Annotated in this window: 20 protein-coding genes; 10 read left to right on the top strand and 10 right to left on the bottom strand. The window is 45.7% G+C overall.

Annotation, left to right across the window (positions count from 1 at the left end; all coding sequences use genetic code 11):
- Positions 1 to 19 precede the first annotated feature (19 nt).
- Complete coding sequence (locus RH88_RS21760) at positions 20 to 2245, bottom strand: NADP-dependent isocitrate dehydrogenase (RefSeq protein WP_005600097.1); 2226 nt, start codon at positions 2243 to 2245, stop codon at positions 20 to 22.
- A gap of 291 nt (positions 2246 to 2536) precedes the next feature.
- On the opposite strand from RH88_RS21760, the gene RH88_RS21765 reads away from it, so the two are divergent.
- The 4 genes from RH88_RS21765 (at position 2537) to RH88_RS21780 (ending at position 6549) form a co-directional block, all read left to right on the top strand.
- Positions 2537 to 3229, top strand: a complete 693-nt coding sequence (locus tag RH88_RS21765; RefSeq protein WP_005600098.1) for a pseudouridine synthase — start codon at positions 2537 to 2539, stop codon at positions 3227 to 3229.
- A gap of 280 nt (positions 3230 to 3509) precedes the next feature.
- On the top strand, positions 3510 to 3815 hold the full coding sequence (locus RH88_RS21770; protein ID WP_241212214.1) for a hypothetical protein: 306 nt from the start codon (positions 3510 to 3512) through the stop codon (positions 3813 to 3815).
- A gap of 69 nt (positions 3816 to 3884) precedes the next feature.
- On the top strand, positions 3885 to 6032 hold the full coding sequence (locus tag RH88_RS21775; protein ID WP_081467404.1) for a protein-disulfide reductase DsbD family protein: 2148 nt from the start codon (positions 3885 to 3887) through the stop codon (positions 6030 to 6032).
- Position 6033: 1 nt separating this feature from the next.
- Positions 6034 to 6549 carry a protein disulfide oxidoreductase gene (locus RH88_RS21780; protein ID WP_005600101.1) on the top strand — a complete coding sequence of 172 codons (516 nt, stop codon included), beginning with the start codon at positions 6034 to 6036 and terminating at the stop codon, positions 6547 to 6549.
- Between the two features lie 95 nt (positions 6550 to 6644).
- On the opposite strand, the gene aspS is transcribed toward RH88_RS21780, so the two are convergent.
- On the bottom strand, positions 6645 to 8423 hold the full coding sequence (aspS, locus tag RH88_RS21785) for an aspartate--tRNA ligase (protein ID WP_005600103.1): 1779 nt from the start codon (positions 8421 to 8423) through the stop codon (positions 6645 to 6647).
- A gap of 273 nt (positions 8424 to 8696) precedes the next feature.
- Here aspS and RH88_RS21790 point away from each other — a divergent pair, with 273 nt between their 5' ends.
- The 6 genes from RH88_RS21790 to RH88_RS21815 all read left to right on the top strand — a co-directional run bounded on the left by RH88_RS21790 (position 8697) and on the right by RH88_RS21815 (position 15070).
- A complete protein-coding gene (locus RH88_RS21790) occupies positions 8697 to 9563 on the top strand; it encodes a DUF72 domain-containing protein (RefSeq protein WP_005600105.1) in 867 nt (288 codons plus the stop codon).
- Between the two features lie 116 nt (positions 9564 to 9679).
- A complete protein-coding gene (cmoA, locus tag RH88_RS21795; RefSeq protein WP_005600107.1) occupies positions 9680 to 10417 on the top strand; it encodes a carboxy-S-adenosyl-L-methionine synthase CmoA in 738 nt (245 codons plus the stop codon).
- 134 nt (positions 10418 to 10551) lie between these two features.
- Entirely contained in the window at positions 10552 to 11523 is a 972-nt protein-coding gene (gene cmoB / locus RH88_RS21800) for a tRNA 5-methoxyuridine(34)/uridine 5-oxyacetic acid(34) synthase CmoB (protein ID WP_005600109.1), read from the top strand.
- 296 nt (positions 11524 to 11819) lie between these two features.
- Entirely contained in the window at positions 11820 to 12566 is a 747-nt protein-coding gene (locus RH88_RS21805) for an ATP-dependent zinc protease family protein (protein ID WP_005600111.1), read from the top strand.
- Between the two features lie 16 nt (positions 12567 to 12582).
- Positions 12583 to 14088, top strand: coding sequence for an inactive transglutaminase family protein (locus RH88_RS21810; protein WP_005600113.1), 1506 nt, complete (start codon positions 12583 to 12585; stop codon positions 14086 to 14088).
- Between the two features lie 4 nt (positions 14089 to 14092).
- A complete protein-coding gene (locus tag RH88_RS21815) occupies positions 14093 to 15070 on the top strand; it encodes an alpha-L-glutamate ligase-like protein (protein ID WP_005600116.1) in 978 nt (325 codons plus the stop codon).
- Between the two features lie 93 nt (positions 15071 to 15163).
- Here the strand turns inward: RH88_RS21815 and RH88_RS21820 are convergent, their stop codons facing one another.
- From RH88_RS21820 to cmoM, 8 genes are all read right to left on the bottom strand, one after another.
- Entirely contained in the window at positions 15164 to 15349 is a 186-nt protein-coding gene (locus tag RH88_RS21820) for a hypothetical protein (protein ID WP_005600118.1), read from the bottom strand.
- A 58-nt stretch (positions 15350 to 15407) separates the two neighbouring features.
- On the bottom strand, positions 15408 to 15620 hold the full coding sequence (locus RH88_RS21825; protein WP_138944315.1) for a hypothetical protein: 213 nt from the start codon (positions 15618 to 15620) through the stop codon (positions 15408 to 15410).
- A 125-nt stretch (positions 15621 to 15745) separates the two neighbouring features.
- Entirely contained in the window at positions 15746 to 16918 is a 1173-nt protein-coding gene (locus RH88_RS21830; protein ID WP_005600121.1) for a trypsin-like serine peptidase, read from the bottom strand.
- Entirely contained in the window at positions 16918 to 17595 is a 678-nt protein-coding gene (locus tag RH88_RS21835) for a hypothetical protein (RefSeq protein WP_005600123.1), read from the bottom strand. The genes RH88_RS21830 and RH88_RS21835 overlap by 1 nt, the downstream gene beginning before the upstream one ends.
- A gap of 330 nt (positions 17596 to 17925) precedes the next feature.
- Positions 17926 to 22383 (bottom strand): chromosome partition protein MukB, encoded by a 4458-nt coding sequence (gene mukB / locus RH88_RS21840; RefSeq protein ID WP_005600124.1) that lies wholly within the window; start codon positions 22381 to 22383, stop codon positions 17926 to 17928.
- The gene (gene mukE / locus RH88_RS21845; RefSeq protein ID WP_005600126.1) at positions 22380 to 23093 is read right to left on the bottom strand and encodes a chromosome partition protein MukE; all 714 of its coding nucleotides are present in this window, start codon (positions 23091 to 23093) and stop codon (positions 22380 to 22382) included. The genes mukB and mukE overlap by 4 nt, the downstream gene beginning before the upstream one ends.
- Positions 23074 to 24411 (bottom strand): chromosome partition protein MukF, encoded by a 1338-nt coding sequence (gene mukF / locus RH88_RS21850; protein WP_005600127.1) that lies wholly within the window; start codon positions 24409 to 24411, stop codon positions 23074 to 23076. Before mukF ends, mukE begins: the two co-directional genes overlap by 20 nt.
- The gene (cmoM, locus tag RH88_RS21855; protein WP_086027423.1) at positions 24408 to 25205 is read right to left on the bottom strand and encodes a tRNA uridine 5-oxyacetic acid(34) methyltransferase CmoM; all 798 of its coding nucleotides are present in this window, start codon (positions 25203 to 25205) and stop codon (positions 24408 to 24410) included. The genes mukF and cmoM overlap by 4 nt, the downstream gene beginning before the upstream one ends.
- Positions 25206 to 25270 lie beyond the last annotated feature (65 nt).

The following is a 25270-nucleotide window of genomic DNA, read 5'->3' on the forward strand; positions in this document are numbered from 1 at the left end:
TCATCACTAGCGTAACGAACTAGCCATTGATAATCGCATTAAGTGTCGCACTTGGACGCATTAATGCCGATGCTTGTGCATCAACCAATGCATAGTAGCCACCTAAATCACCCGCAACACCTTGCGCGCCATTCAACTCCGCAACAATTTGCCCTTCGCCTTGAACTAACGCTTGAGCGATTGGAGCAAATTCAGCCGCTAATTCAGCGTCACCGGTTTGTGCTGCAAGAGCTTGTGCCCAATAAGTTGCTAGGTAGTAGTGACTGCCACGGTTATCCAACTCACCCACTTTACGTGATGGCGACTTGTTGTTATCGAGGAATTCACCGGTTGCTTTATCCAGTGCATCAGCCAGAACTTGTGCTTTCGCGTTACCTGACACTGTGCTCAAATGCTCTAGAGAAGCCGCTAGTGCCAAGAATTCACCTAATGAATCCCAACGTAAGTGGTTTTCTTTTTCGACCTGCTGTACGTGTTTAGGCGCTGAACCACCCGCTCCCGTTTCAAATAGACCACCACCATTCATAAGCGGGACAATCGACAACATTTTCGCTGAGGTACCGAGCTCTAAGATTGGGAATAGATCCGTGAGGTAATCACGCAATACGTTACCGGTTACAGAAATGGTATCTAAACCTTCTTTGATACGCTCAAGCGAGAACTGACAAGCTTCAACTGGCGAAAGGATCTTGATCTCAAGGCCAGCCGTGTCGTAATCCGGTAAGTAGGCATTTACTTTCTTGATCAGTTCAGCATCGTGAGCACGTGCTTCATCTAACCAGAAGACGGCTGGTACGTTGGTTGCGCGAGCGCGCGTTACCGCCAACTTCACCCAATCTTGAATCGGTGCATCTTTTACCTGACACATACGGAAGATGTCGCCTTCTTCAACACTTTGCTCTAGTAGCACCGTGCCAGAAGCATCAACGATACGTACCGTACCGGCCGCATCTAAGATAAACGTCTTATCGTGTGAGCCATACTCTTCCGCCTTTTGAGCCATCAAACCCACGTTTGGTACGCTGCCCATTGTGGTTGGGTCAAACGCACCATATTGCTTACAGAAGTCGATAACTGCTTGATAGATACCAGCGTAGCTGCGATCAGGGATCAGCGCTTTGGTGTCTTTCTGCTTGCCATCTGGCCCCCACATTTGACCAGATGAGCGAAGCATTGCTGGCATAGAGGCATCAACAATAATGTCACTTGGTACATGTAGGTTGGTAATACCACGATCTGAATCAACCATCGCCAATGGTGGTTGTGTTTCGTAGACGGCTTGCAATGCCGCTTCAATTTCAGCTTGCTGTGCGTCTGGCAATGTTGCGATTTTCGCGTACACATCACCAAGGCCGTTATTCACATCAACGCCTAGCTCTTCAAATAGCTGGCCATATTTAGCAAATACATCTTTGTAGTACACTTTTACGGCATGACCAAAGATCACTGGATCAGAGACTTTCATCATGGTCGCTTTAAGGTGCAAAGACAGTAGAACGTCTTGCTGTTTAGCTTCGGCAATCTGCTCTTCAAAGAAGGTGACCAATGCATTTTTGTTCAACACTGAACAGTCGATGATCTCTTTATCTTCAATTGCAAACGGCGCTTTCAGTTCTTTGCTTGTGCCATCCGCAGCAACAAATTCAATCTTAACCTTGGTTGCACCATTTACTGTGGTTGATTTTTCGCTACCGAAGAAATCTTTATCATCCATACTCGCCACATGAGAAAGCGACTCTTTTGACCACGCACCCATTGAGTGTGGGTTTTTCTTCGCGTAATTCTTCACTGAGAGAGGTGCTCGACGATCAGAGTTACCTTCGCGCAATACTGGGTTTACCGCACTGCCTTTGATCTTGTCGTAAGTGGCTTGAATCGCTTTTTCTTCGTCGTTGCGACACTCTTCTGGGTAATTTGGTAACTGGTAGCCTTTTGCTTGTAGCTCTTTGATCGCTGCTTTCAATTGCGGAACTGACGCTGAAATGTTTGGCAATTTAATGATGTTGGCTTGTGGTGTTTTTGCCAATTCGCCCAATTCAGCGAGTGCATCGCCAATACGCTGCTCTTCAGTTAAGTAGTCTGGGAAGTTAGCAATAATACGCCCAGCAAGAGAGATATCACGGGTATCAACGGCAATACCTGATGAAGCAGTAAATGATTGGATGATTGGCAATAACGAGTAAGTCGCTAACGCGGGTGCTTCATCAGTAATGGTATAAATGATTGTAGGTTTATCTGTAGGCATGAAATTTCCCTATTGTTCTAACAAAGCCTATGGGATGAGTGACTTTGAGTATGTGTTCGCTGGCAAGTTAATGCTTCATCCCCTCACTTGCTTACGATTTGTTCGTCTCTTTAATTCTCTGCCAATTTTGGCAAAATCCATGAGAGCTAATCGTTATAATTAAACAAAACTACGATAATAGTCTATTATCTTGTGCGCCAATCCAGATTTCGGCGCGCAAATAATAGCTTAAACCGTATAGCCTTTAAACCAATCACCACACTTTATTTACATTTTTGCAGGGTAGTTAACATGCAGGCACGCTCTAGTCGTTCGTCTTCAAATAAATCATCTCAACGCACGACAAATCGTTTCAAACGCGATGAGCGACCTTCGCGTAATAAAACGCATTCCTCTACGCATCGTAAAAAAACATCCTCAAGCAAACCTCGTATTTCTCCGGACCAACGCAAGGTGCTGGTGTTCAACAAACCTTTTGACACCTTAACCCAATTTACTGATGGTGAAGGTCGCAAAACCTTAGCCGATTTTATTGATGTGAAAGATGTTTACCCAGCAGGTCGTCTGGACCGCGACAGTGAAGGCCTATTGGTTCTAACCAACGATGGTATTTTGCAGGCTAAACTGACCCAGCCCAGCTCTAAATCGCCAAAAACCTACTGGGTACAAATTGATGGTGCGCCAAGTGAAGCGGATTTGGATAAGCTGCGCGCGGGCGTAGAGTTGAAAGATGGTATGACTCTACCAGCAAAAGTCGAAGTGATGAGCGAACCAGCCGTATGGGAGCGAACTCCAGCAGTACGTTTTCGCGCCAACATTCCAACCACTTGGATTGCGCTAACGATTATTGAAGGTCGCAATCGCCAAGTACGCCGCATGACGGCGCATATCGGTTTTCCAACCTTGCGTTTAATTCGCTACTCAGTTGGTGAGATTGAATTGGGTGACTTACAGCCTGGAGAATGGAAAGAGATCACTCTTTAAGTCCCCCCTTAGATTAAACGGCAGACTCATCTGTGCTTCATTGATATGAACTCAACCAGTCATGCCGTTTTACAATTCGGCGCTTGAATCTATTCGTTATCTTCTCTAGGCTGACGCTTAGGCTATTCCAATCTGTTTGTCATTGATTATTTCTATTTTCACCGTTAGACGACACCACTTTAACCATTGGGTGCTACTTCTCGTTAGCCTCGTCGCTTTGTCATGCCTGAATAAAAGCTTAATCCAAGCAAACCAATGGTTTCAAAGCGAGAGCACTCGTTTGTTTAGTACCACTGATCAGCCACAAACACAGTGGCAATCACTCTATCAAAGTGTATTTACTGAAAGCCAAGACGAATCTGTCCTGAACAAAGCACTCGCAGGCCGCGGAGATCCTTGCCATTCAAGCAGCCCAACCTTGCCGACTATTCCGTCTAAAACTGATTGGCTCGCACCATTCATTGTACTTTTTTTACTGCTATATTGTTGTGGTCGATTAATCGAGCCCATTCGTCCTCGCGCAGCAAATCAAACTCGTCAGCCCAAACGACGACTGCACCTGACACAGTGCGTATTCCAAGAATAAAAATTCTCTACATAAGCTCGTATATTTTTATTACCTATTGGAGATTTTTTTGTGTTAGAAGAACCAACAATGTCTTGTCCTACCCTTGGTTCTGCGGGTACAACAATGACAACATTCCGTGCTTTTTTGTGCAAGGCGAGTCTATTTATCGCCTTATGTATGATCATTTTCTTTACTCACATGACGGCCGCGCAAACTACTGGCTGGATCAGCGATCCTGCCCATCCCCCGGTGAAATTACGTCTCATGATGACGGGGCAGTCCGATGTCCGTAGCAACACGGTTCAGGCCGTGCTGGATGTTGAACTTGCTGACGAATGGAAAACCTATTGGCGCAGTCCCGGTGAAGCTGGTATTGCGCCTGAACTGGATTGGTCAAGTTCTAGCAATATCGAATCTATCGATTGGCACTGGCCTGTCCCTCGCTATTTTGAGCAGTTGGGTATTCAAACCTTAGGCTATAAATCTCATGTTGCCTTTCCGCTAACAATTACCTTAGCGCACGCCGATCAACCGGCACATTTAAGTGCTCGTTTACGTTTGCCTTCTTGTACTGATATTTGCGTTATCACCGATTATCCAATCGAACTTGCGATTAATCCCCAAACATTAAACCTCGACCAAGAGGCGATGTTTTTATTCAATCAAGGCCTCAGCCAGAGTCCTCGAGCCAATACTGACATCGATGTTATGGCGAGCTATTGGGATGGTGAGCAGCAACAGTTAGTCGTGCAATTAAGTAATAAAAATCTCTGGCAATCTCCACAGGTTCTCGCCGATGGACGAGAGGTAGAGAATGAATTTTTCGCTCCACCGAAATTGATCATTGCCAACCACACTGGCGAACACTCTGGTGAGAAAAACAACCTGCTCACCGCGATTTTCGCCGTCAGTAACTGGAAAGGCTATGCTGATCTCAGCCATAAACCGATTGCAATTACCGTGTCTGATACCACCTTTGCAACTGAGCTAACAAGCACCGTTGGTACTACGCCCATTCAGTACCAAACCACCAGCATGATAACCATGCTCGCGTTCGCGCTATTAGGGGGGCTGATTCTCAATATTATGCCGTGCGTTTTGCCGGTGTTAGGACTCAAACTTAATAGTATCGCACTGCAACACTGCGCTTCGCCACAACAAGTCAGAGCATCATTTCTCGCTTCGGCATTGGGGATTATCACCTCATTTGGCCTTCTTGCCGGTATGCTTACCATACTCAAAATGGCAGGCGGCATTGTGGGCTGGGGAATTCAGTTTCAAAGTCTGCCGTTTATAGTATTGATGCTATCGGTCACTTTGCTCTTTGCGCTCAATTTACTGGGCTTATTTGAATTTCGTCTACCATCCAGCCTCAATACATGGGCGGCAAAGCAAGGAAAGCAGAATTACTTAGGCCATTTTGTGCAAGGTATGTTTGCCACATTGCTCGCAACGCCATGTAGCGCGCCTTTTCTCGGTACAGCGGTCGCCTACGCGTTAGGCGCTAGTCTCTACGAATTGTGGGTTATCTTTATTGCGCTGGGTATTGGTATGAGTGCGCCGTGGTTGCTCTTTGCTATCGTGCCCAAATTGGTTCAATTCATGCCAAAACCAGGCGCATGGATGAACCGCATCAAGATCGTGTTCGGCATCATGATGTTAGCGACTAGCTACTGGCTAACCAGTTTGCTATCGCCATTTTTGGGCGCAATGGTCACTTGGCTGATTGGCCTTAGCATTACTCTGTTCACCTTGATATGGCTAGTAAAACAATATGGTCGCAAGGTGCTTATTCCACTCATCGCGATGTTCACTCTCGGAGCTGGAACGATGTTAGTGATTGGTAGTTTAACCGCCGATCATTGGGCCACCCCAACCGTTGATGATCTAAGCTGGCAAAAGCTGCGTAGCGAGAAGATTGATCAACTCACCGCCCAAGGCAAAACGGTGTTCATCGATGTTACCGCCGATTGGTGTATTACCTGTAAAGCCAATAAGATTGGCGTGATCTTGCAAGATCCCGTATACACCGCCCTCAAACAGCCCAACATGATTTTGATGAAAGGTGACTGGACAAGGCCAAATGACAGCGTGACGCAGTACTTACACAGCAATGGTCGCTATGGCGTGCCGTTTAATATTGTTTATGGCCCTAATGCACCAGAAGGTATTGCGCTACCGGTCATATTATCTGAAAACGATGTCATTCAAGCCATTAACCAAGCGAGCCACTAACATGAGCACACAGAATAAAAAGCCACGTTGGCGATACTGGTTAAGAGAGCTGTTTTTCGCCGTCATTATTATTGCAGTTGCGTCATATGCGATGGATTTCTACCACAGCAATGCTGCGCCCAAGGGAAAAGCCCCTGAAATCCAAGCGTTCGATATCGATGGCCAACTCATTGATGTCAACGCCATGAGTCAAAACGACCAGCCGGTGATCGTCTATTTTTGGGCGACATGGTGCGGAGCGTGTAAATGGGTTAGCCCGACGGTAGATTGGTTTACTGAGGATTATTCCGTGGTCACCGTAGCACTTTCATCTGGAAAGGATGAGCGTATACACAGCTATCTCGATGCTAAGCTGTACCACTTTAGCGTCATTAACGATCAACAAGGCACCATTAGCCGTGAGTGGGGTATTCGCGTAACTCCAACCATTGCCATCATCAAAAATGGTGAGATTAAATACCTCACAGCAGGAATAACCACACCATGGGGATTGTGGCTACGAATGCTCTTTGCTTAGAGTACTTAGCGGAATGCTGAGACTTTAACTTGTTTGGAACGCTGAAAACAAAAAAGCCACTTCATTTGAAGTGGCTTTTAGAATCAAGGCAGATATTATTCCGCTGATTTCTCTTTAGCCGCTGTCACAGCAATCGCTAGCTCATCTAGAGATGCAGGGTTTGCCAAGCTTGGTGCGTTAGTCAGTAGACACGCAGCCGCTGTTGTTTTAGGGAACGCGATAACATCACGGATGTTATCAGTACCACATAGCAGCATCACTAGACGGTCTAAACCGAATGCAAGACCTGCGTGTGGTGGCGTACCGAATTTTAGAGCATCAAGTAGGAAACCAAACTTCGCTTTTTGCTCGTCCGCTTCAATACCTAGAATGCTAAATACTGCTGATTGCATTTCTGCGTTGTGGATACGTACTGAACCACCACCAACTTCGTAACCGTTAATAACCATGTCGTAAGCATTTGAGTTTGCTGACGCTGGGTTTGCGATTAGCTCTTCAGCCGTTAAGCCTAGAGGAGAAGTGAATGGGTGGTGCATTGCATGTAAGTTGCCTTCGTCATCTTCTTCAAACATTGGGAAGTCGATAACCCATAGCGGTTTCCATGCTGCTTTATCAGTAAGCTCAAGGTCAGTACCCAGCTTCAGACGTAGTGCGCCCATCGCTTCAGTCACAACACGTTTGCTGTCTGCGCCGAATAGGATGATGTCGCCAGTTTCTGCTTGAGTGCGCTCTAGGATTTGAGCAACCACTTCTTCGTTTAGGAATTTAGCCACTGGAGACTGCACGCCTTCGAAGCCAGCAGCGCGATCGTTCACTTTCATCCACGCTAGGCCTTTCGCACCGTAGATACCCACGAAGTTGGTGTATTCGTCGATTTGCTTACGAGACAGTGCTGCACCGCCAGGAACACGAATTACCGCTACACGGCCTTTTTCGTCGTTCGCTGGGCCAGAGAACACTTTGAAATCAACATCTTTCAGGATGTCAGCCACGTCTACAAGCTCAAGTGGGTTACGTAGGTCTGGTTTATCTGAACCAAAACGACGCGCAGCTTCTTCAAATGACATGATTGGGAACTCACCCAGATCAACATTGAGCAGCTCTTGCCACATTTGACGAATCATTGCTTCTGTTTTTTCACGTACTTGCTCAGCTGACATGAAAGAAGTTTCGATATCGATCTGAGTAAATTCAGGCTGACGGTCAGCACGTAGATCTTCATCGCGGAAACATTTAACGATTTGGTAGTAACGGTCAAAACCAGACATCATCAGCAGCTGTTTAAATAGCTGAGGTGATTGAGGTAATGCGTAGAAGCTGCCTTTGTGTACACGACTTGGTACTAGGTAGTCACGCGCACCTTCTGGTGTTGCTTTGGTTAGTACTGGTGTTTCGATATCTAGGAAGCCATTTTCATCTAGGAAACGACGTACGAAGCTTGATGCTTTTGCACGTAGTTTGATGCGGTCGCTCATCTCTGGACGACGTAGGTCTAGGTAACGGTATTTTAGACGTTGCTCTTCAGAGTTCTTTTGGTTGAAGTCTAGAGGAAGCACATCACTACGGTTGATGATTTCAAGACCTGAAGCAAGGATTTCCACTTCACCTGTTGCCATACCAGCATTGATTTGGCTCTCAGGACGTGCACGTACTTCACCCGTCAGTTTGATACAGAATTCATTACGTAGTTGCTCTGCGACTTTATAAGCATCAGCCATGTCTGGATCAACTACTACCTGAACGATACCTTCGCGATCGCGCATATCGATAAAAATAAGACCGCCTAAATCACGGCGACGGTTAACCCAGCCGCAAAGTTCTACAGTTTGTCCTGCAAGGGACTTGTTCAGGTGACCACAGTAATGGGTACGCATAATGAAATTCCCAATCTCTCTAATTTTGTTAATACCGTCTGTCGAGCGTAAAAATATCGACAGAGCAAAGTTCCATTTATACGCTGAAAGCGACGGAAAATCGACTATTCAACATACAATTTATTGCGATTTACTGTCTATTGGTGCTTTTTAAACCAGCTAAGGGGTAAAACGGCATCAATGACGAAAATTGGCGCTGATTATAGCCCGAGATTAGTGATTTCGGCAAAAGTCTCGTAAAGTATCTGCAGTGGAAAATTTGTAAGCGAGATTATGACGTCATTACCGATTCGACTTGGGCTCACTATGTGGTCACACAATCAGTGGCAACAGAGCTTTTATGGCTCCGGCACCAAGCCCGCTGAGCGGCTAGAAAAGTACACTCAGGTATTTCATACCGTTGAGGGGAACACCACTTTCTACGCGACCCCCAATAACCACACGGTACGTAACTGGCACGCCGCCAGCCATGACAATTTTAAATTTACCTTCAAGCTACCTCAAGCCATTACGCACCAGCAGATGCTCAAAGGGTGCCAAGCGCAGCTAAAAGACTTTATGCACGTTATGGCGCCTCTACACGAGCGTATAGGCCAATGGACAATTCAACTGCCCGCGGCATTTTCCCCGGCCGACTTGCCTACTCTGCAAAAATTTTGTGCCCTGTTCCCGCCCAACTTCCCGCTTGGTGTTGAAGTGCGCCACCTTGGCTTTTTTGCCAAAAATGATGATGAGAAACGCTTTAATCAATGGCTGATGGAAAGCGGAATTGACCGTATTATTATGGATAGCCGCCCACTCTTTTCCGCCGAGCCGAATAACGCGGAGATCATCGACGCGCAAAAGAAAAAGCCCCGTGTCCCGGTGCATGCCATCTCAACAAGCCATCACCCAATGATCCGTTTTATTGGCCACCCAGAGGTAGAAGCCAACCTCGAATTCTTTGCCCCTTGGCTGAGTAAACTGCCTCAGTGGATCGAGCAAGGAAAGCAACCTTATTTGATGGTGCACACCCCAGACAATGTTATAGCACCCGAGTTGGCTATAGCTTTATATCAACAACTACAACAGCACTGCGCTTTACCCAACCTCTCCACCTTTCCAGTCAATGATGGTAACAACCAACTGGCGATGTTTTAATTAGAGCGGTTTGCAGGCAGTTTTTGCTCTCCATAACGCAATACATGACAGAGGCGTGAAATTTTCATAAAATACGCGCCCTTTTCCATGCTAGTCGTAATAGCGCGAGATAACTTATGAACCCTAAGAGCAATTCGGATACCATTTTTTCGGCCCCAATCGATAAAATTGGTGATTTCACGTTTGATGAGCGTGTCGCGGAAGTCTTCCCTGATATGATTCAGCGCTCCGTCCCGGGCTACAGCAATATTATCTCAGCGATTGGCATGCTGGCAGAACGTTTTGCCAAACCACACAGTAATATCTACGACCTCGGCTGCTCGTTAGGTGCCGCAACACTGTCAATGCGTCGTCACATCCAGCAAGAAGGCTGCAAGATCATTGGCGTAGATAACTCCTCGGCAATGGTTGAACGCTGCAAACTGCACGTCAATGCTTACCGCAGTGATACCCCGGTTGAGATTGTCGAAGCGGATATTCGCCATATCGAAATTGAAGATGCGTCGGTAGTGGTCTTAAACTTCACGCTGCAATTTCTTTCTCCAGCGGATCGCTATACGCTGCTTGAAAAAATTTATGCCGGTTTACGCCCTGGCGGCATTTTGATCTTATCTGAAAAGTTTGTCTTTGAAGACGGAGTAGCCAATGATCTGCTGATCGACCTGCACCATGATTTCAAACGTGCTAACGGCTACAGCGAACTTGAGATCAGCCAAAAACGCAGTGCGATTGAAAATGTCATGCGCCCTGATTCTAAGAAAGAGCACAAAGAACGTTTCGCGAAAATTGGTTTCACCAGCTTTGATGTGTGGTTCCAATGTTTCAACTTCGGTTCAATGTTCGCGATTAAATAGCGAGAAGCGAGAAGCGAGAAGCGAGAAGCGAGAAGCGAGAAGCGAGAAGCGAGAAGCGAGAAGCGAGAAGCGAGACATTTTTGGTGCTCTGCACTTTGTGTCAAATTTATATTTTATTTACTCAGTGAAAAACTATGTTTAATTTTGCCAATTTTTACCAACTCATTGCCCAAGATACGCGCCTGCAACCTTGGTTGAATGTTTTGCCACAACAACTGACCGATTGGCAGAATGCCGAACATGGCGACTTTGATCGCTGGTTGCGCGCACTGAATAAAATCCCTGCGGGGACGCCAGACAATATCGATATCACCGAGTCTGTTACGATCTCGGATAACGAGCCAATGCACACTGGCGAGCTGAAAAAACTAGAGAACTTGCTACGCACGTTCCACCCATGGCGTAAAGGCCCGTACCATGTGCATGGCATTCATATTGATACTGAATGGCGCAGTGACTGGAAGTGGGATCGCGTATTGCCACACATCAGCCCACTGAAAAATCGTAACGTGCTTGATGTTGGTTGTGGTAACGGTTACCACATGTGGCGCATGCTTGGTGCAGGTGCACGTTTGTGTGTTGGTATCGACCCGTCACACCTATTCCTCATTCAGTTCGAAGCGATTCGCAAAATGATGGGCGATGATCAACGCGCTCACCTGCTGCCACTAGGCATTGAACAATTACCAAAGCTGGAAGCGTTTGATACTGTATTTAGTATGGGCGTGCTTTATCACCGCCGTTCACCGCTGGATCATCTGATTCAACTTAAAGACCAATTAGTCTCAGGTGGTGAGTTAGTACTAGAAACCTTGGTGATTGAAGGTGACGAAACGTCTGTTCTTGTTCCTGTTGACCGCTATGCGCAAATGCGCAACGTCTACTTCTTCCCGTCGGCAAAAGCGCTCAAAGTATGGTTAGAGCAAGTCGGCTTTGTTGATGTGCGCATCGTCGATGAGAATGTCACTTCGGTGGGTGAACAACGCACCACAGATTGGATGACGCATAATTCACTGCCAGATTACCTTGATCCAAATGATTCAAGCAAAACAGTTGAAGGTCATCCTGCGCCACGTAGAGCAGTATTAGTCGCAACTAAACCATAGAAATATTTCGTAAAAACGTCGCACGCTTATCATTTCTTGACATAGATTTAACTCAGAGTAAATCTCATATCAGTAACCTTAGACAAAACGGTATAAGGATGCATAATGCATCCTTACTTTTTTATACTGGTTTAGGGTTGCTTTCTCTCCTTGTGAGAACTTTTTGATCTTCCTCTATGAGGTTTCCCAAACCTTGAGCTAAAATCAAAATGTTAGTTAACTCATATCATTATCAGCAATCGTACTCAGCCAGTTCTGATTGTTGATAACAAACACAATGTACCGTAGGCGTTTTAATGTTCATCCGTATCACTCCAGTTATCGTTGTTGCACTCTTGTCAGGTTGCACACTGACTAAAGGCGAACAGTATCATCAGCAAACTCTTGCTACCCTTCACGACGTTGAAACTAATCTAAGCACGCAGATTGAATCTCTCCATTCACAAGTTTTACTCCAATCTGATCAAATTGCTGGCTTAGAAGAGCAACTTACCCAACTTCATCAAAGTTCGCAGGAATTGCAGCAAGAAACTCTCGCAAAAATCAGCGAAGTCTCCGTTCAACAAAACAAAAGTGTTGTTCCCGTTGTTGTGCCAACCGCGACCAATCCAAGCCATGGTGTCGTGTTAGGCGAAATTGAACGCGTGACAATTGACTCCATCAAACAGACCTTTGATGCGCGTGTCGATACTGGCGCGGCCACTTCTTCGCTTAACGCAGTCGATATCGAACAGTTTGAACGTAACGGTAAGAAATGGGTTCGCTTCCACCTTTCTGATGATAAAACCCCAATGAATGACGAAAACTGGATTGAAGCACCGGTGCTGAAATTCGTTAAAATTCGCCAGTCAACCAACGAAGAAGTTGAGCGTCGTGCGGTTGTTGAGCTATGGGTTAAAGTTGGGAAAATCCATGAAAAAGCGCAGTTTACCTTGGCAGACCGCTCACAAATGAGCCATCCTGTACTGCTCGGGCGTGAATTTATTAAAGATATCGCCGTCGTGGACGTAAGTAAGAAATACGTTCAGTCTGAAAAAGAATAAACCACAAAGGCCTTTTATGACTTCAAAAGTCCCTTTTTACATTTTCGTCAGCTTGCTGGTTATTGCCGGTATTGCACTGAGTATCTTTAGACACCAAAGCTATGGCGTACCATGGACACCGGGCGAAACACGTCAGGTTTGGGACATTGAAGCGCGCGTGCAGTTTGATGCCGAAAATAAACCCGTTAAAGCGTCATTAGCTGTACCTGATACGCAAACGGGCTTTACGCTTGTTAGCGAGTCCTCCTCATCACCAGGCTACGGGGTTTCGTACGTCAAAACCGATTCTGGCCGTCGCGCAGAATGGTCAATTCGCCAAGCTTCTGGGGCGGAAACTATCTACTATAAAGCACAGTTTTTAGTCGACCCTCAAGCCAAGGTTGCACCGATTGCACCTGACGCAGAAATCACCGCGCCAACTTTTGATGGCCCTACTGAAGCAGCGGCTATCGCGCTTATTGAACGCGCGAATAAACGCTCTGCCGATGATGTAACCTTCACTCGCGAACTGATCAAACAACTGAATGACAATGACAGCCAAAACGCGGCATTAATTCTCAATAAGATGTCGAAGGTCGAAGCGGTCTACAAAATTCTCTCTTTCAGCAAGATTGAAAGCAAAATTGTCGGCGTCATTGAACTGGAAGATGGCCGTCGTCGTCAAACCATTCAACACATGAACCAAGTATGGGACGGAAGCCAATGGCAACTGTTTAACCCTGAAACCGCAAGCCAAACTATCTCTCCCAATATTTTGGTGTGGGATGAATCTAACGTTTCTTTGCTTGATTTAGTCGGTGGTCAGAACAGCCAAGTACACTTCTCGATGATTGCTCAAGAAGTTTCGCCACAGCAGGCGACGGCAGATAAAGTAGAAGCGGACGGCTTACTCAACTTATCGATCCACAGCTTACCGCTAGAAGAGCAAGCGATGTTTAAAACCATCATGCTGATCCCAATTGGTGCGCTAATCGTGGTCTTCCTGCGTGTGATCATTGGTTTGAAAACCTCAGGTACCTTTATGCCAGTGCTGATTGCGGTAGCCTTCGTGCAGACTCAGCTTGTCACCGGCATTGTCGGCTTCCTTTTGATTGTCGGTACGGGTTTGGTGATCCGTAGTTACCTCTCAAGGCTTAACTTGTTGCTCGTCGCTCGGATCTCTGCGGTGATCATCACCGTAATCATGATTATTTCTGTATTTACCGTCGTGGCCTTTAAAGTAGGTCTGACTGAAGGTCTATCGATTACTTTCTTCCCAATGATCATCTTGTCATGGACTATCGAACGTATGTCGATTCTATGGGAAGAGGAAGGGCCGAAAGAAGTGGTACTGCAAGGTGGTGGCTCATTGATGACCGCGGTTCTTGTTTATCTAGCGATGACCAACGCTTATGTTCAGCACCTTACTTTTAACTTTATCGGCCTACAGCTAGTCGTGTTGGCTTGTATTCTATTACTCGGTACTTACACAGGTTACCGCCTGACTGAACTGCGTCGCTTTAAGCCATTAGTTGAGGATTAAGCCTATGTTTCTTTCTCGCTTAGCTTCTCGCTTTACCTCGCCGTTCAAGTTGCGACATAAAGGTATTATGGGCATGAACCAACGTAACCACAGTTACATTGGTCGCTACAATGATCGCTCAAAATACCCTTTGGTGGATGATAAGTTAAAAACTAAAATTATCGCCCAAGAAGCCGGGGCGACGGTGCCGAAGCTGATTGGGGTGATCCGCCATCAAGCCGATGTGGGCAAGATTCATAATATGGTCAAGGACTGGCCTGGCTTTGTCATTAAGCCAGCTCAAGGTAGTGGCGGTAAAGGTATTTTGGTGGTGATTTCGCATAAAGATGGTGTTTACACTAAACCGTCTGGTGCAACCATCAACCAAGAAGATGTTGAACGTCACATCAGTAACGCTCTTGCGGGATTGTTCTCGCTTGGCGGTAAAAACGATGTCGCAGTGGTCGAAAACCTTATCAAGTTTGATGACTGCTTCGAGGGCTTCAGTTACGAAGGTGTACCTGACGTGCGTATTATCGTTTTCAAAGGCTATCCTGTTATGGCGATGATGCGCTGTTCAACTTCTGCCTCTGATGGTAAAGCAAACTTACACCAAGGTGCTGTCGGCGTTGGATTAGATATCGCCACTGGCCGCGCTATTCGTGCGGTACAGTTTGACCAACCTATCAGCCTTCATCCTGATACCGATAAAGATCTGATGACACTGCAAGTGCCGCATTGGGAGAAACTTCTCGTGCTTGCTTCAAGTGCATGGGAGATGACCGGACTTGGCTACATGGGAACCGACATGGTTCTCGATAAAGAAGAAGGCCCAATGGTATTGGAGCTCAATGCGCGTCCGGGCTTGGCGATTCAAATCGCCAACGGTGCTGGTTTATTGCCTCGTCTACGTCATATTGAAAACCTTGGCATACCTGCAGACTATCCAAAACCTGAAGAACGCGTTGCCTATGCGGTGAAACACTTCGCTACGCCCCGCTAATCATATTCTCAAAAAGCAAATTGGGGAGCTTTGCCTCAATTTGCTTTCACTTCAAACGATAGGTGTACACATAAGGCCAATCAAACGACACTATTAATTACGTTGTGTTTCGCAATCTCCGTGTGGGGAATCGGTGGCGATAACGATTGCACAACCGATGACACCACCAATATCGTCTTCTGCTGAAGTAGTATCTGGATCGGGCATATTTCGTGGCTCGTTTCTATTGTTTGCGCAACCGAACAGACCCATTAAAATCAAAATTATTAATAGTTTCATATGTCACCTCTATATAGACTGACAGATAGTAATAAGCGCGACTCTTCTCCGAAGAGTATCATTGTTGTTTTGGCGCACAATCATCATATTGGCCAACGCACTTTTTAATTTGTTTGATCGTAACTCCGGGTAGTTGCATATCACTACGCAGAGCACACGAACAATCTTGAAGAAGATTCGCTTTTTCCTCATCTTCTCTATTTTGTTTCGCTCTCAATGACGTCATCAACTCATCTAAGTAAACTGCCGCTTGTTCTATTACATTTGTCATATCTAACCTACACTTATCCCAATCAACATAAGCCGCCATCACAATAGAGAGAACTCGCTTTGTAGAGAGCGATACAGGAATCTGCACAGCTCTCTACACAAGCGCTCTAACTAGTAATGCTATGTTTACTTAGGTTGATGCTCTTTGACGATAAGGTGGTCTAATATGATACGCTCACCCGTTGGATTAATTGGTCTAAATTCTATTTTGATCAAATCAGTCATTTGTTTAAACGCATTCACTGTTACTTTTAGCGATTGCTCGGTCGCATCGATATTGTGGGCGACATGACGACCATTAACGAAAAGATCGAATGCTGCAATACCCTCTGGAATTACCGCTTCTATGCTGTAAATTTGGCCTGAATCTGCGTAAATATGAGAATACAATTCACCACTTTCTTTCCATTCCGTTCCATTGAAATCAACATTTAATGCCCACCAATGTGAAAAACCGGCATGCAGATTTTCAATGCTTTCTTGTGTTTGCGGTTCCCATCTAACCTGCTCAAAATCAATGACTTCAGCGTAAGCAAAGCTCTGGCTTTTAATGGTTTCTTTAATGAAAGGCAAACGAGCAATCACATCATCAAATGTATCTGACCACCCTAGTTCTTGCGTGCTGTACTGCAATCCAATCTCGCCTATAATGTAATGCTCACCATCACGCTCAATGGTAATACCAGAACCTGAATCACCATGTATCGCCAACCAATTCAACTCCGTGGCTTGCATTACATTGGGGGTATGGGAGTATTCTGCCAACCAACGATCTTCGTAAGCACTGTAGATCACTTGCTTGTTACCACCATTACGACCGTCATAGTTACCAAAACCAATTTGAGTAACAGTATAAGTTTTGTCGTAGTCAATCATATCTCTAGTCGGCAACCTGGCTGGCTTAATACCTATCACTGGCGTATCTAAACGTACTAAAGCAAAATCACCAAATCCACGATCATTAAAATATGGAAATTCGTATTCTCCTAAATTGTTTTTCTGCTCAGCTCTCGCAACCACATGTCTAATTTTCTTGTACTCACCATTCTTATCTTTCTCAAAAGAAAAACAATTTAATGTGTTGTCGCCATCGGCTTTGGCCGTACTCACATGATTAGCAGTAATAACCCAAAATGGGTCAATCAATGTCGCTGAGCCCCCATTTAATCCACATGCGAAATCAAATTTAGTTTGTAGAGCAAATTCTTTATGTTGTGTTATCGATCGGTCAGTGCGACCAGAACCAGCACTCGTAGTAAAAGAAACTATAACAGCCAATACAAGCAATAGACGTTTCATTATTTGACCTCCGTTATTTTGATTGCTTCTAGTGCGTGATAGCCCTGAGCTTGTTGATAATCAAACTGTCGAGGAGTTGCAATATAAGAAATGGTCAGCTCTTCAGTTAATCCTTGAGTTATGAATTCAATAGTATTTTTGATTCCGGTCATTTCGAATGTAATATCATTTTTAATCGTGACACAACCAACGGGCGTATTTAAACAAGCGGTAACATCAGATGAAGAGAGCCAGTTATGTGTATAGAGTTCTAACCTATATGATCCAGGCGGAAGCATAGACACATTAAAACTAAAACCTCCTTTCGCGGTTAATACACCAGCAAAAGCCAACTTATTTCTTGATACACCAGTCGAGCAATTAAAATTATTGCTAAAAACAGATTTCGCATTTTCAGTATTAAATTTACCTATCACCTGTAACGGTGAGATCGCATCTGTATTTACTTTGCTTTCCCAAGAATCCTTTGAATAAAAAACCCAATCAATTCCTTGTAATTCAACCGAACCTAACGGCCTATTTATCTCAAATCCATTGAACTCGCTTTCGATAGAAAGCATTTCATTACCAACTCGAGACACATTACTTAAGTTATTTAAGTCGACACTGATTTCATCGCTCGCAGCAGAATAACCAGTGATAAATACTAAAAATGGGATAAAAAATAGTTTGTACATCACTTACCTTAAAAATACATAAATATATAAACTGTGTTGCAAGGCAATTGTACGATAATGACCCGTCTAAATTTTGAGAATGATTTTTACACTATATTTTTTGGTATATTCATCCGAACTTATGAATATAATAGGCACTTTCCATTAATTACAACGAACTAGTTAGTCCAATATGCTAGTTTACAACGCTGATAATGACCAACCCAATAGATAGAACTATCATTTTAGTCGATGTAAAACTCAGGAAAATAAAAACGCCATGCAACCTAAAAGACTGCATGGCGTTTTATTATTTACTTCGATTGACTAATGCCAACTTGACTAGTTCAATTACAACTCTTCGATCAACTGCTGTGCATCACTCTTTGGTTGCTCTGTTTGACCAAAGCCGCGTAGACCCACCACGTGTACATGTTCGTGGTCTTTAAACACCTTACGCACCAGTTTGTAGGTTGTACCTTTTTCTGGGCTGATGTTTTCAGGTGCCGCGATAAGAAGCTGCATATCCAAACGGTCACACAATTCAAATAGAGTAGAGATAGACTTGGTATCCAAACGAGCCGCTTCATCAAGGAACAATAAACGACATGGAATAATGTCTTTACTGCGTAGACGACGCGATTCTTCCTCCCAGCTCTGTACTACCATCAATAGAATTGACTGACCAGTACCAATAGCCTCACCAGTTGAAAGTGCACCCGACTCTGCTTGTAACCAACCATCTGCACCACGGCAAACTTCAACGCTTAGCTCTAGGTAGTTGCGGTAATCCAACAGTTCTTCACCCAAGACTTGTGGCGAACGTTGACCCATGTCGATATGTGGGTTAACGCGTTGGAACAGCTTGGCCATCGCTTCTGAGAAGGTAAAGCGTGGGCTTTCAAACAGATCTTTGTGTTGCTCTTGTTGAGTCGCAAGACCTTGGAGTAACACCTCATGGCTTTCGCGCACCTTAACATTCAAACGCACGCCTTTCACTTGACCAAAGCCAATGTTAGATAGGCCTTGGTTCAGCATACGAATGCGGTTTTGTTCACGTTGAATGGTCTTCTTAATGATGCTCGCTACCGAGTCAGAGCTGATCGCCAAACGGTTCTCACGCTGAGTTAGCTCTTCTGTTAGACGTGCTAGCTCCACTTCCATCTCTTCAATCGCTTCAACCGGATCATCGGTGCGAATGATATCTTGGCGGATACGCTCACGCAGATGTTGGTAAACCGCGATATAAAACAGCACTTTACGCTCTGGGTAAGCGGTATCTTCAGAAAGACGTAATGAATCGCGCAGATCATCATTGTCAGAGACTGCTAAGCGCAATGCACCCAACGATTTATCCGACATTGAGCGTAGCTCAGCCGCAGACATGTAGGCTAATTCACGCTTATGCAAACGACGCTCTACGTCATTCGCACGTGCAAGACGCAGCACTGAACACCAACCTGCTTTCGCTAACACCACAAAAGTGCGCAGCTCAGTGTATTCCTTCTGCACTTTCTTCATACGCTTAGCCAGCGTCTTCATTTCAAGTTCAGTTGATGTAATCGTGCGCTCATGCTCACTCTTACGGCTACGAGAGGTATGTAGACGCTCTTGCAGTTCGTCACGACGACGCTGAGCACGTTCTGCTGCACCTTCGTCTGCGGTTACACCAAACTCTTGTAGCTCTTGCTTAAATTCTTGAACCGTTTCCAACTTCGCATGATGAGAGCTCTTTAATGACGCCAATACTTGGTTGTACTGGTTCATCTGTTCGCGAGTCTGTTTTAGCTCATCACGACTGCGAGTACGCATACGCTCAGCTTGTACCAGTTTCGCTTTAAGTTGCTCACTCAGTTCACTGCTCTTACTGAGTAGCGCCACAGAGTCGGAATAAGCGAAGTAATGACGACGTTCAACTAAATCTGATAGAGCAAAGATTTGTGTCTTCAGAGTCTGCAGTCGACCATCCGCGGCTTGGTAATCCGCTTCAAGCGCATCAAACTGCTCAGGGTCAACATCCAACGCACTGATCACACTTTCCAGTTCACTCACCGCTTTCGCATGCAGTGATAAGAAACCTTTCGCTTGCGAGACTTGCGCCAGTTTTTCTTCCACTTCAGCAAAGCGCGCCTCTAGCGTTTCGTCTTCGATAAAACGCATGATTGGAGCTAACTTATCAAGCAATGAAACCGCTTGTTTGCTCGCCATTAGCTGAGTGCGTTGCTGCTGCTCTTTGCTATCAAGATCAGAGAGAATACGGGCTGCTTGGCTACGTTTTTCACGTACCGCCAATAGCGCTTTTTCTGGGTCAGCTTGGAAAGCAACTTGAATATGCTTAGCCACAAAGTTGTTGAAGGCTTGATATAGACGCTGAAGCTTTTGTGAATCGAACGCAGCCTTAGCATGGTTCTCGACCACTTCTTCACGTTCTTCACGTAACAACTCCAAACGTTGCTCACGAGCAGCGCGACCAAACAGTGGGATCTCAGGCAAGCGCGAGTAACGTAGTTGTCGCTCATTCAAACGAACACATACCGCGCCTTCAAGCTCTTCCGCATCAAATGAGCTGTCATCGAACGCGTCAATGTCACCTTCGATGATGTACAGATCTTCTGGACAATCATCCAGTTCAACCAGTTTTTCTTCGATGCCCGCAAGATCAGAGACCACAATCGCATGACGCGCCGGGCCGTACATCGCACTGAAATATGGCGCATCACTCAAGGTAATGTCATCGTAAATTTCAGACAGCAGCACACCACCAAGTGTATCAGCGAGGCCTTTTACACGCGGATCGTTCGAGCCACCCGGAGAGGCTAAACGTTCAATTTCACTATCAAGGAAGCTGCGACGCTCTGCCAACTTATCTTTAGCGATCGACTGCTGTTTCTCTTCCTCAAGCACCAATTGCATTTGTGTCATGACCGCTTGGCTATCAAACAGCTCTGCGCCACTTTGCTCTTTTAGGCTCTCAAGAGCGTCATTGGCAGCAATCCAAGCCGGGGCAATCGCTTCAAGTTTGCTAATTTCAGCCTGTGCATCTTGCTCTACGCGACGTTGCTCACTGCGTTGTTCACGCAAATCTTCTTGCGCGTACTCTAGCGATTCAATTTGCGCAGCATGACGCTCACGCTCTTGCTCGAAACTCAGCTCATCAATCAGCTCAACGTTGTGCTGCTTATGGTAATCTCGGCCCAACTCGCGCGCTTGGCGCTGTTGGTTCAAGCTCCCCTCAAGATCGCGATGTTGCGCACGCCATTGCGCTTCGTTCTCACTGACTTGCTTAGCTTCACGAGCTTGATTAATCACTAGCTTGGCTTGGGCTGCTGCTTGCTCACGAGGCACATCACCTTGGATGCTACGGACTAAACGCAATGCGGTTTCAAACTGCTTAACCGCCGCTGATGACATATCTAATTTATGTTTCAGTGCTAATAGCGTGGTGGTATTTTCGGTTTCGCGATGTTTTAACTCTGAAACTAACGCTTGTGCCGTCTCAGCCGTTAAAGAGTTATCCGCCAACAATTGTTGTGCTTTGCCTAACGCTTCAACCGCTTGTTGATATTGCAATGCACGGGTTTGCTGCATGTCCAACGCTTGCTGGTAATCAGCCAACTGGGTTTTCAGGCTATCGACTTCTTCTTCAGCAACGGTCGCCTGCTCTTCAGACATCAGCACGCGTTCTTGCGCTTCTTCCACTACCATCGCTTGCTCTTCAAGACGCTCACTGAGCTCTTCAAGATCTTCTTGGTAACGGGCAATTTTTTCTTGCTGACGCAGAGCGTTTTGTACTAATTGCAGATGGTCTGATGCCGCTTGGTGATCTTGCTCTAGTGCCGCTTCACCTTCAATCAGCAGTTCTAACTCTTCTTGCACGCGATTTAGCAGGTTGTTTTGCTCAATCAAGCTTTGACGCGAACCAAACAATTCACCACGCAATGACATAGTTTGTTCAATTTTGTTACGGCGCTCATTGGCATGGCGCATGTAATCAGCCGCCACGTAATTAGTCGATTCGGTAATCAAATGTTTGAACAAGTCACGGTCAGCTTGGGTGGTTTTGATCGCTTCGAGCGTCATGCGGTTTTCACGCAGTGCCGATTCCATATCTTGGAAGGCTTTCTTCACCCCGCCGTTTTGTGGCAGTAAGTAGTCACGCAGTGAACGAGTGATCGCACTTGAGATACCACCGTAAAGAGAGGCTTCAATCAGGCGATAGAATTTTGAACGGTCTGCTGAGTTACGCAGTTTTTTCGGGATAACGCCGTACTCAAACATTTGCGCATGGTAATCAACAATCGATGGAAACGCTTTGAATTGCACGCCTTCGTACTGCGCAACGCTCTCTTTCACTTCGTTAATTTGACGCACACGAGCTTGTGTTTCAGACACGCTTTCAATCAGTAGATCGGTTGGTTTTACATGGCTTGGTAAGCCTTGGATCACAAACGGTTTGATATCTACTTTCTTATCACGACCCGCGACCTGCTGTAGCTTCACAGCAAATAATAGACGTTGATTACGAGAGTTAACTACGTCTAGCGCAGCATAACAGGCGCCAGGCTGCAGCTTACCGTATAAACCTTTATCGCGAGAAGCTTGGCTACTGCCCGCTTCTGTGGTGTTACGGAAGTGCAATAGTGTTTGGTCAGGAATAAGGGCGGTGATAAATGCCGCCATCGTGGTCGACTTACCTGCGCCGTTACCGCCTGATAGCGTGGTAACGAGACCATCAATATCAAAAGTACGAGCAAAAAAACCGTTCCAGTTGATCATGGTCAGTGATTGATATTTACCGCGTTGAATCATGCTTCACCCTCTAATTCTTCTTGTTCTTGGTGATCATCGTCATTAAGCAAGCTACCTTGGCTTGGCTCTTGGGTATGAATTACAGCCTCACCATCACGGATCAGACGCAATTGCGCTTCACGCATATCATCACCCACACGAACATCCGCACCAAAGCGGAACACGGCTTCACTGATTCGGAATTTACCGGTTTCACCGATATTGATGATCATGCCAAGACGACGAAGACGACGCAAAGAGGTACGCACTTTATCAAATAGCTTCTCTTTATCGAGATCGGTCCCTGTTGCACGGTTGGTCACTAACTTCATTAACTTATTTTCATCAGTTAATTGCAGCAGTTCGTCGTACAACTCTTGATTGGTGAAAATACCTTCATGAGCCAAACGCTCTGGGCTCAGATATAGGAAACACAGTACTTTGCCCACCAGCATATCAAGCTCAGACAGCACGCTGCGGCTGATCAATGAGGTTGAACGTGGACGCAAGTAGAAGAAGCCTTCTGGTGCTTTTACAAGTTCAGTGTTGTAACGCTGATAAAATAGCGCTAATTCGGTTTCAAAATCTGACAACAAAGCATGGTTATCTAGATCTTCACTTGAAATATGACGCCCGGCACGTAACACGCTATCGAGTGCTGGGAACAGAGGGTTGGAAATCGCTTTTGCCAGTTTTTCTGGCATGTATTCATTAGTATCGGTCGATGACATTTGCTTGTACCTTTGCACCAAATTCGTTGATCGCTTGCCAGTCTGGCTGAACCGCTTGGTAATCCGCTTCGGAGTAACCCATTCTGACGGCTTGGTCGACCACTATTCGGGCTAAATCAAAATGATGAGTGCGAGGATGTTGAGCCAAATAATCGCGCAACACCGTACCTAAATCGATTGGCATGCCACGCTCTTTATGCGCTTTAAGCATCTCACCAATGCGCTCAGACAGCTCATCATTGACTTGTTGAAACTCTTCGTATTCTACTTCTAGTGGCACTTGACCGGTCACTTCATCGTCACGCAGCACAAGGGCTTCATCACGTAAGTCGCTCAGACGCTCAGCGTCGGCATAGGTTAAGAACCAAGGCATATCGAAGTAGTCTTTCATTGATTGGCGCAGACGTGTGCTAAAGGCACGGTTCTTATCCATATCGATCGCGGTACGAATAAACTTATGTACGTGACGGTCGTAACCAATCCAGAGGTCAATTGCTTGCTGACCCCAACGAGTAATGCGGTCAAGCTTCATCTGGAGGCCAAACAAAGTCTCTTCAACAAACTCAAGCTCTTCATCACCGTAGATGATTTCTTGGATATCTAAAATTTGCGTTTGCAGCTCATCACCCGCCGCCTGCAAGGTATCTTGCAACTCACGTAGAGTGGTTGAGGTTTCAGACAATAAAGCTTCACAGTTGTTGATCGCTTCACGCCAATCTTTATTAAGCAGTTCGGCAATTTGCAGTTTAACCGACTGCTGCTGCTCATCCATCACACGCTGGTTAAGATCGATTTGGTCAAAAATTTCGCCTACTGAGTATTTTAGAACCCCGTAAACATTCTTCTTCCAGTGACCGGCCGTGCCGCCTTTTTGCGCCGCTTCAATCGCTTTTGCCATCTCATCGGCCACCATCGACAACTGAATCGATAGCTTAAGACGAGAGAACTCACGGTGACGCACATAGTAATCGGTAATACCAATCGCCAAAGGCGACAAGCGATAAATACTGACACCATCATTGATTTCGCTGGTAAAACGGCTAATTAGACGCTGCTTTACCATTTCATTGATGGCATTGTTCGCTCGAAACGCAGAGGCTTCGCCCGTATCTTCAAATAATCGAGTGACGATAGTGAACGCATCATGGAGTTCACCTTCACCCAATTCTTCATCAAACCGTTTGTTACTCAATACAGAGATCGCGATAAGAAAAGCCAATCTTTCGCTACTTAGGTTCAATGAGAAATCGTGTTGCTTAACCCAGCCGACCAATTCATCAATCGGCTGCTCAGCAACATTGAGAGTCATCTCACTCATTGTTCTTCCTGTTTATCTTTCTTCTTCGCCCATACATGAATGTATCGACCTAGTGAGAGGTAAGGCTCTTGTCGGCACAATTTTTCTTCTAGTGCCAACACATCTTCATACTGGAACTCGCCCATATTTTGGCGATTACCGATGTAATCACTGAAACAGCGAATGCCAGATTTACCACAGATTTCAAAACCCGCCTCTTCGATCCATTGATAGACCTCTTCAGGAATCAAGCCTTTCTGCGGCTGGAGTTTAAATCGTTTACGGTGTGGCATGCCATCTAGCACGTGCGGAATGTTGCCACATACGACATTTTTATAGACCAAACCATGATGGTTATAAAACATCACCGAAGCGATACCATCGGTTTTGACTTGTTCAAGCAATGTTTGCAACGCTGTTTTTGGATCGACCAACCACTCCATTACGGCGTGGAACATCACCAAATCCACTTGGTTATCCATATGCTGAGCAATCTCCTGCACAGGAGAATGGATCAGGCGGTAGCGGTCGAGTAGACCATTGCGTTCTATTTCTTGTTTTGCTAGTTGCAGCATCTCAGAAGATAGATCACACAGCGCCACTTGATGTCCGAGCTTGGCAATCTTTTGCGACATTTGCGCAAGGCCTCCGCCTGCGTCAAGCACTTGCAGGGTTTGAGTCTCGGCGCCCAGTTTGGCGAGCGCTTGCTCAAGATCTTGCCAGACAATGACTTGGCGAATCTCGCCTTTGTCAGAGCCGTATATGTTTTTTGCAAATTTGTGGGCAATATCGTCGAAATTACGGTCTTCAGTCACAGCAGCTTGGGTTATCATGTCTAATCGTCCTGCTATTCTGTCACAAGAAGGGCAGATATAAAGAG

The sequence above is a fragment of the Vibrio scophthalmi LMG 19158 genome, assembly GCF_000222585.1.
Lineage (GTDB): Bacteria > Pseudomonadota > Gammaproteobacteria > Enterobacterales > Vibrionaceae > Vibrio > Vibrio scophthalmi.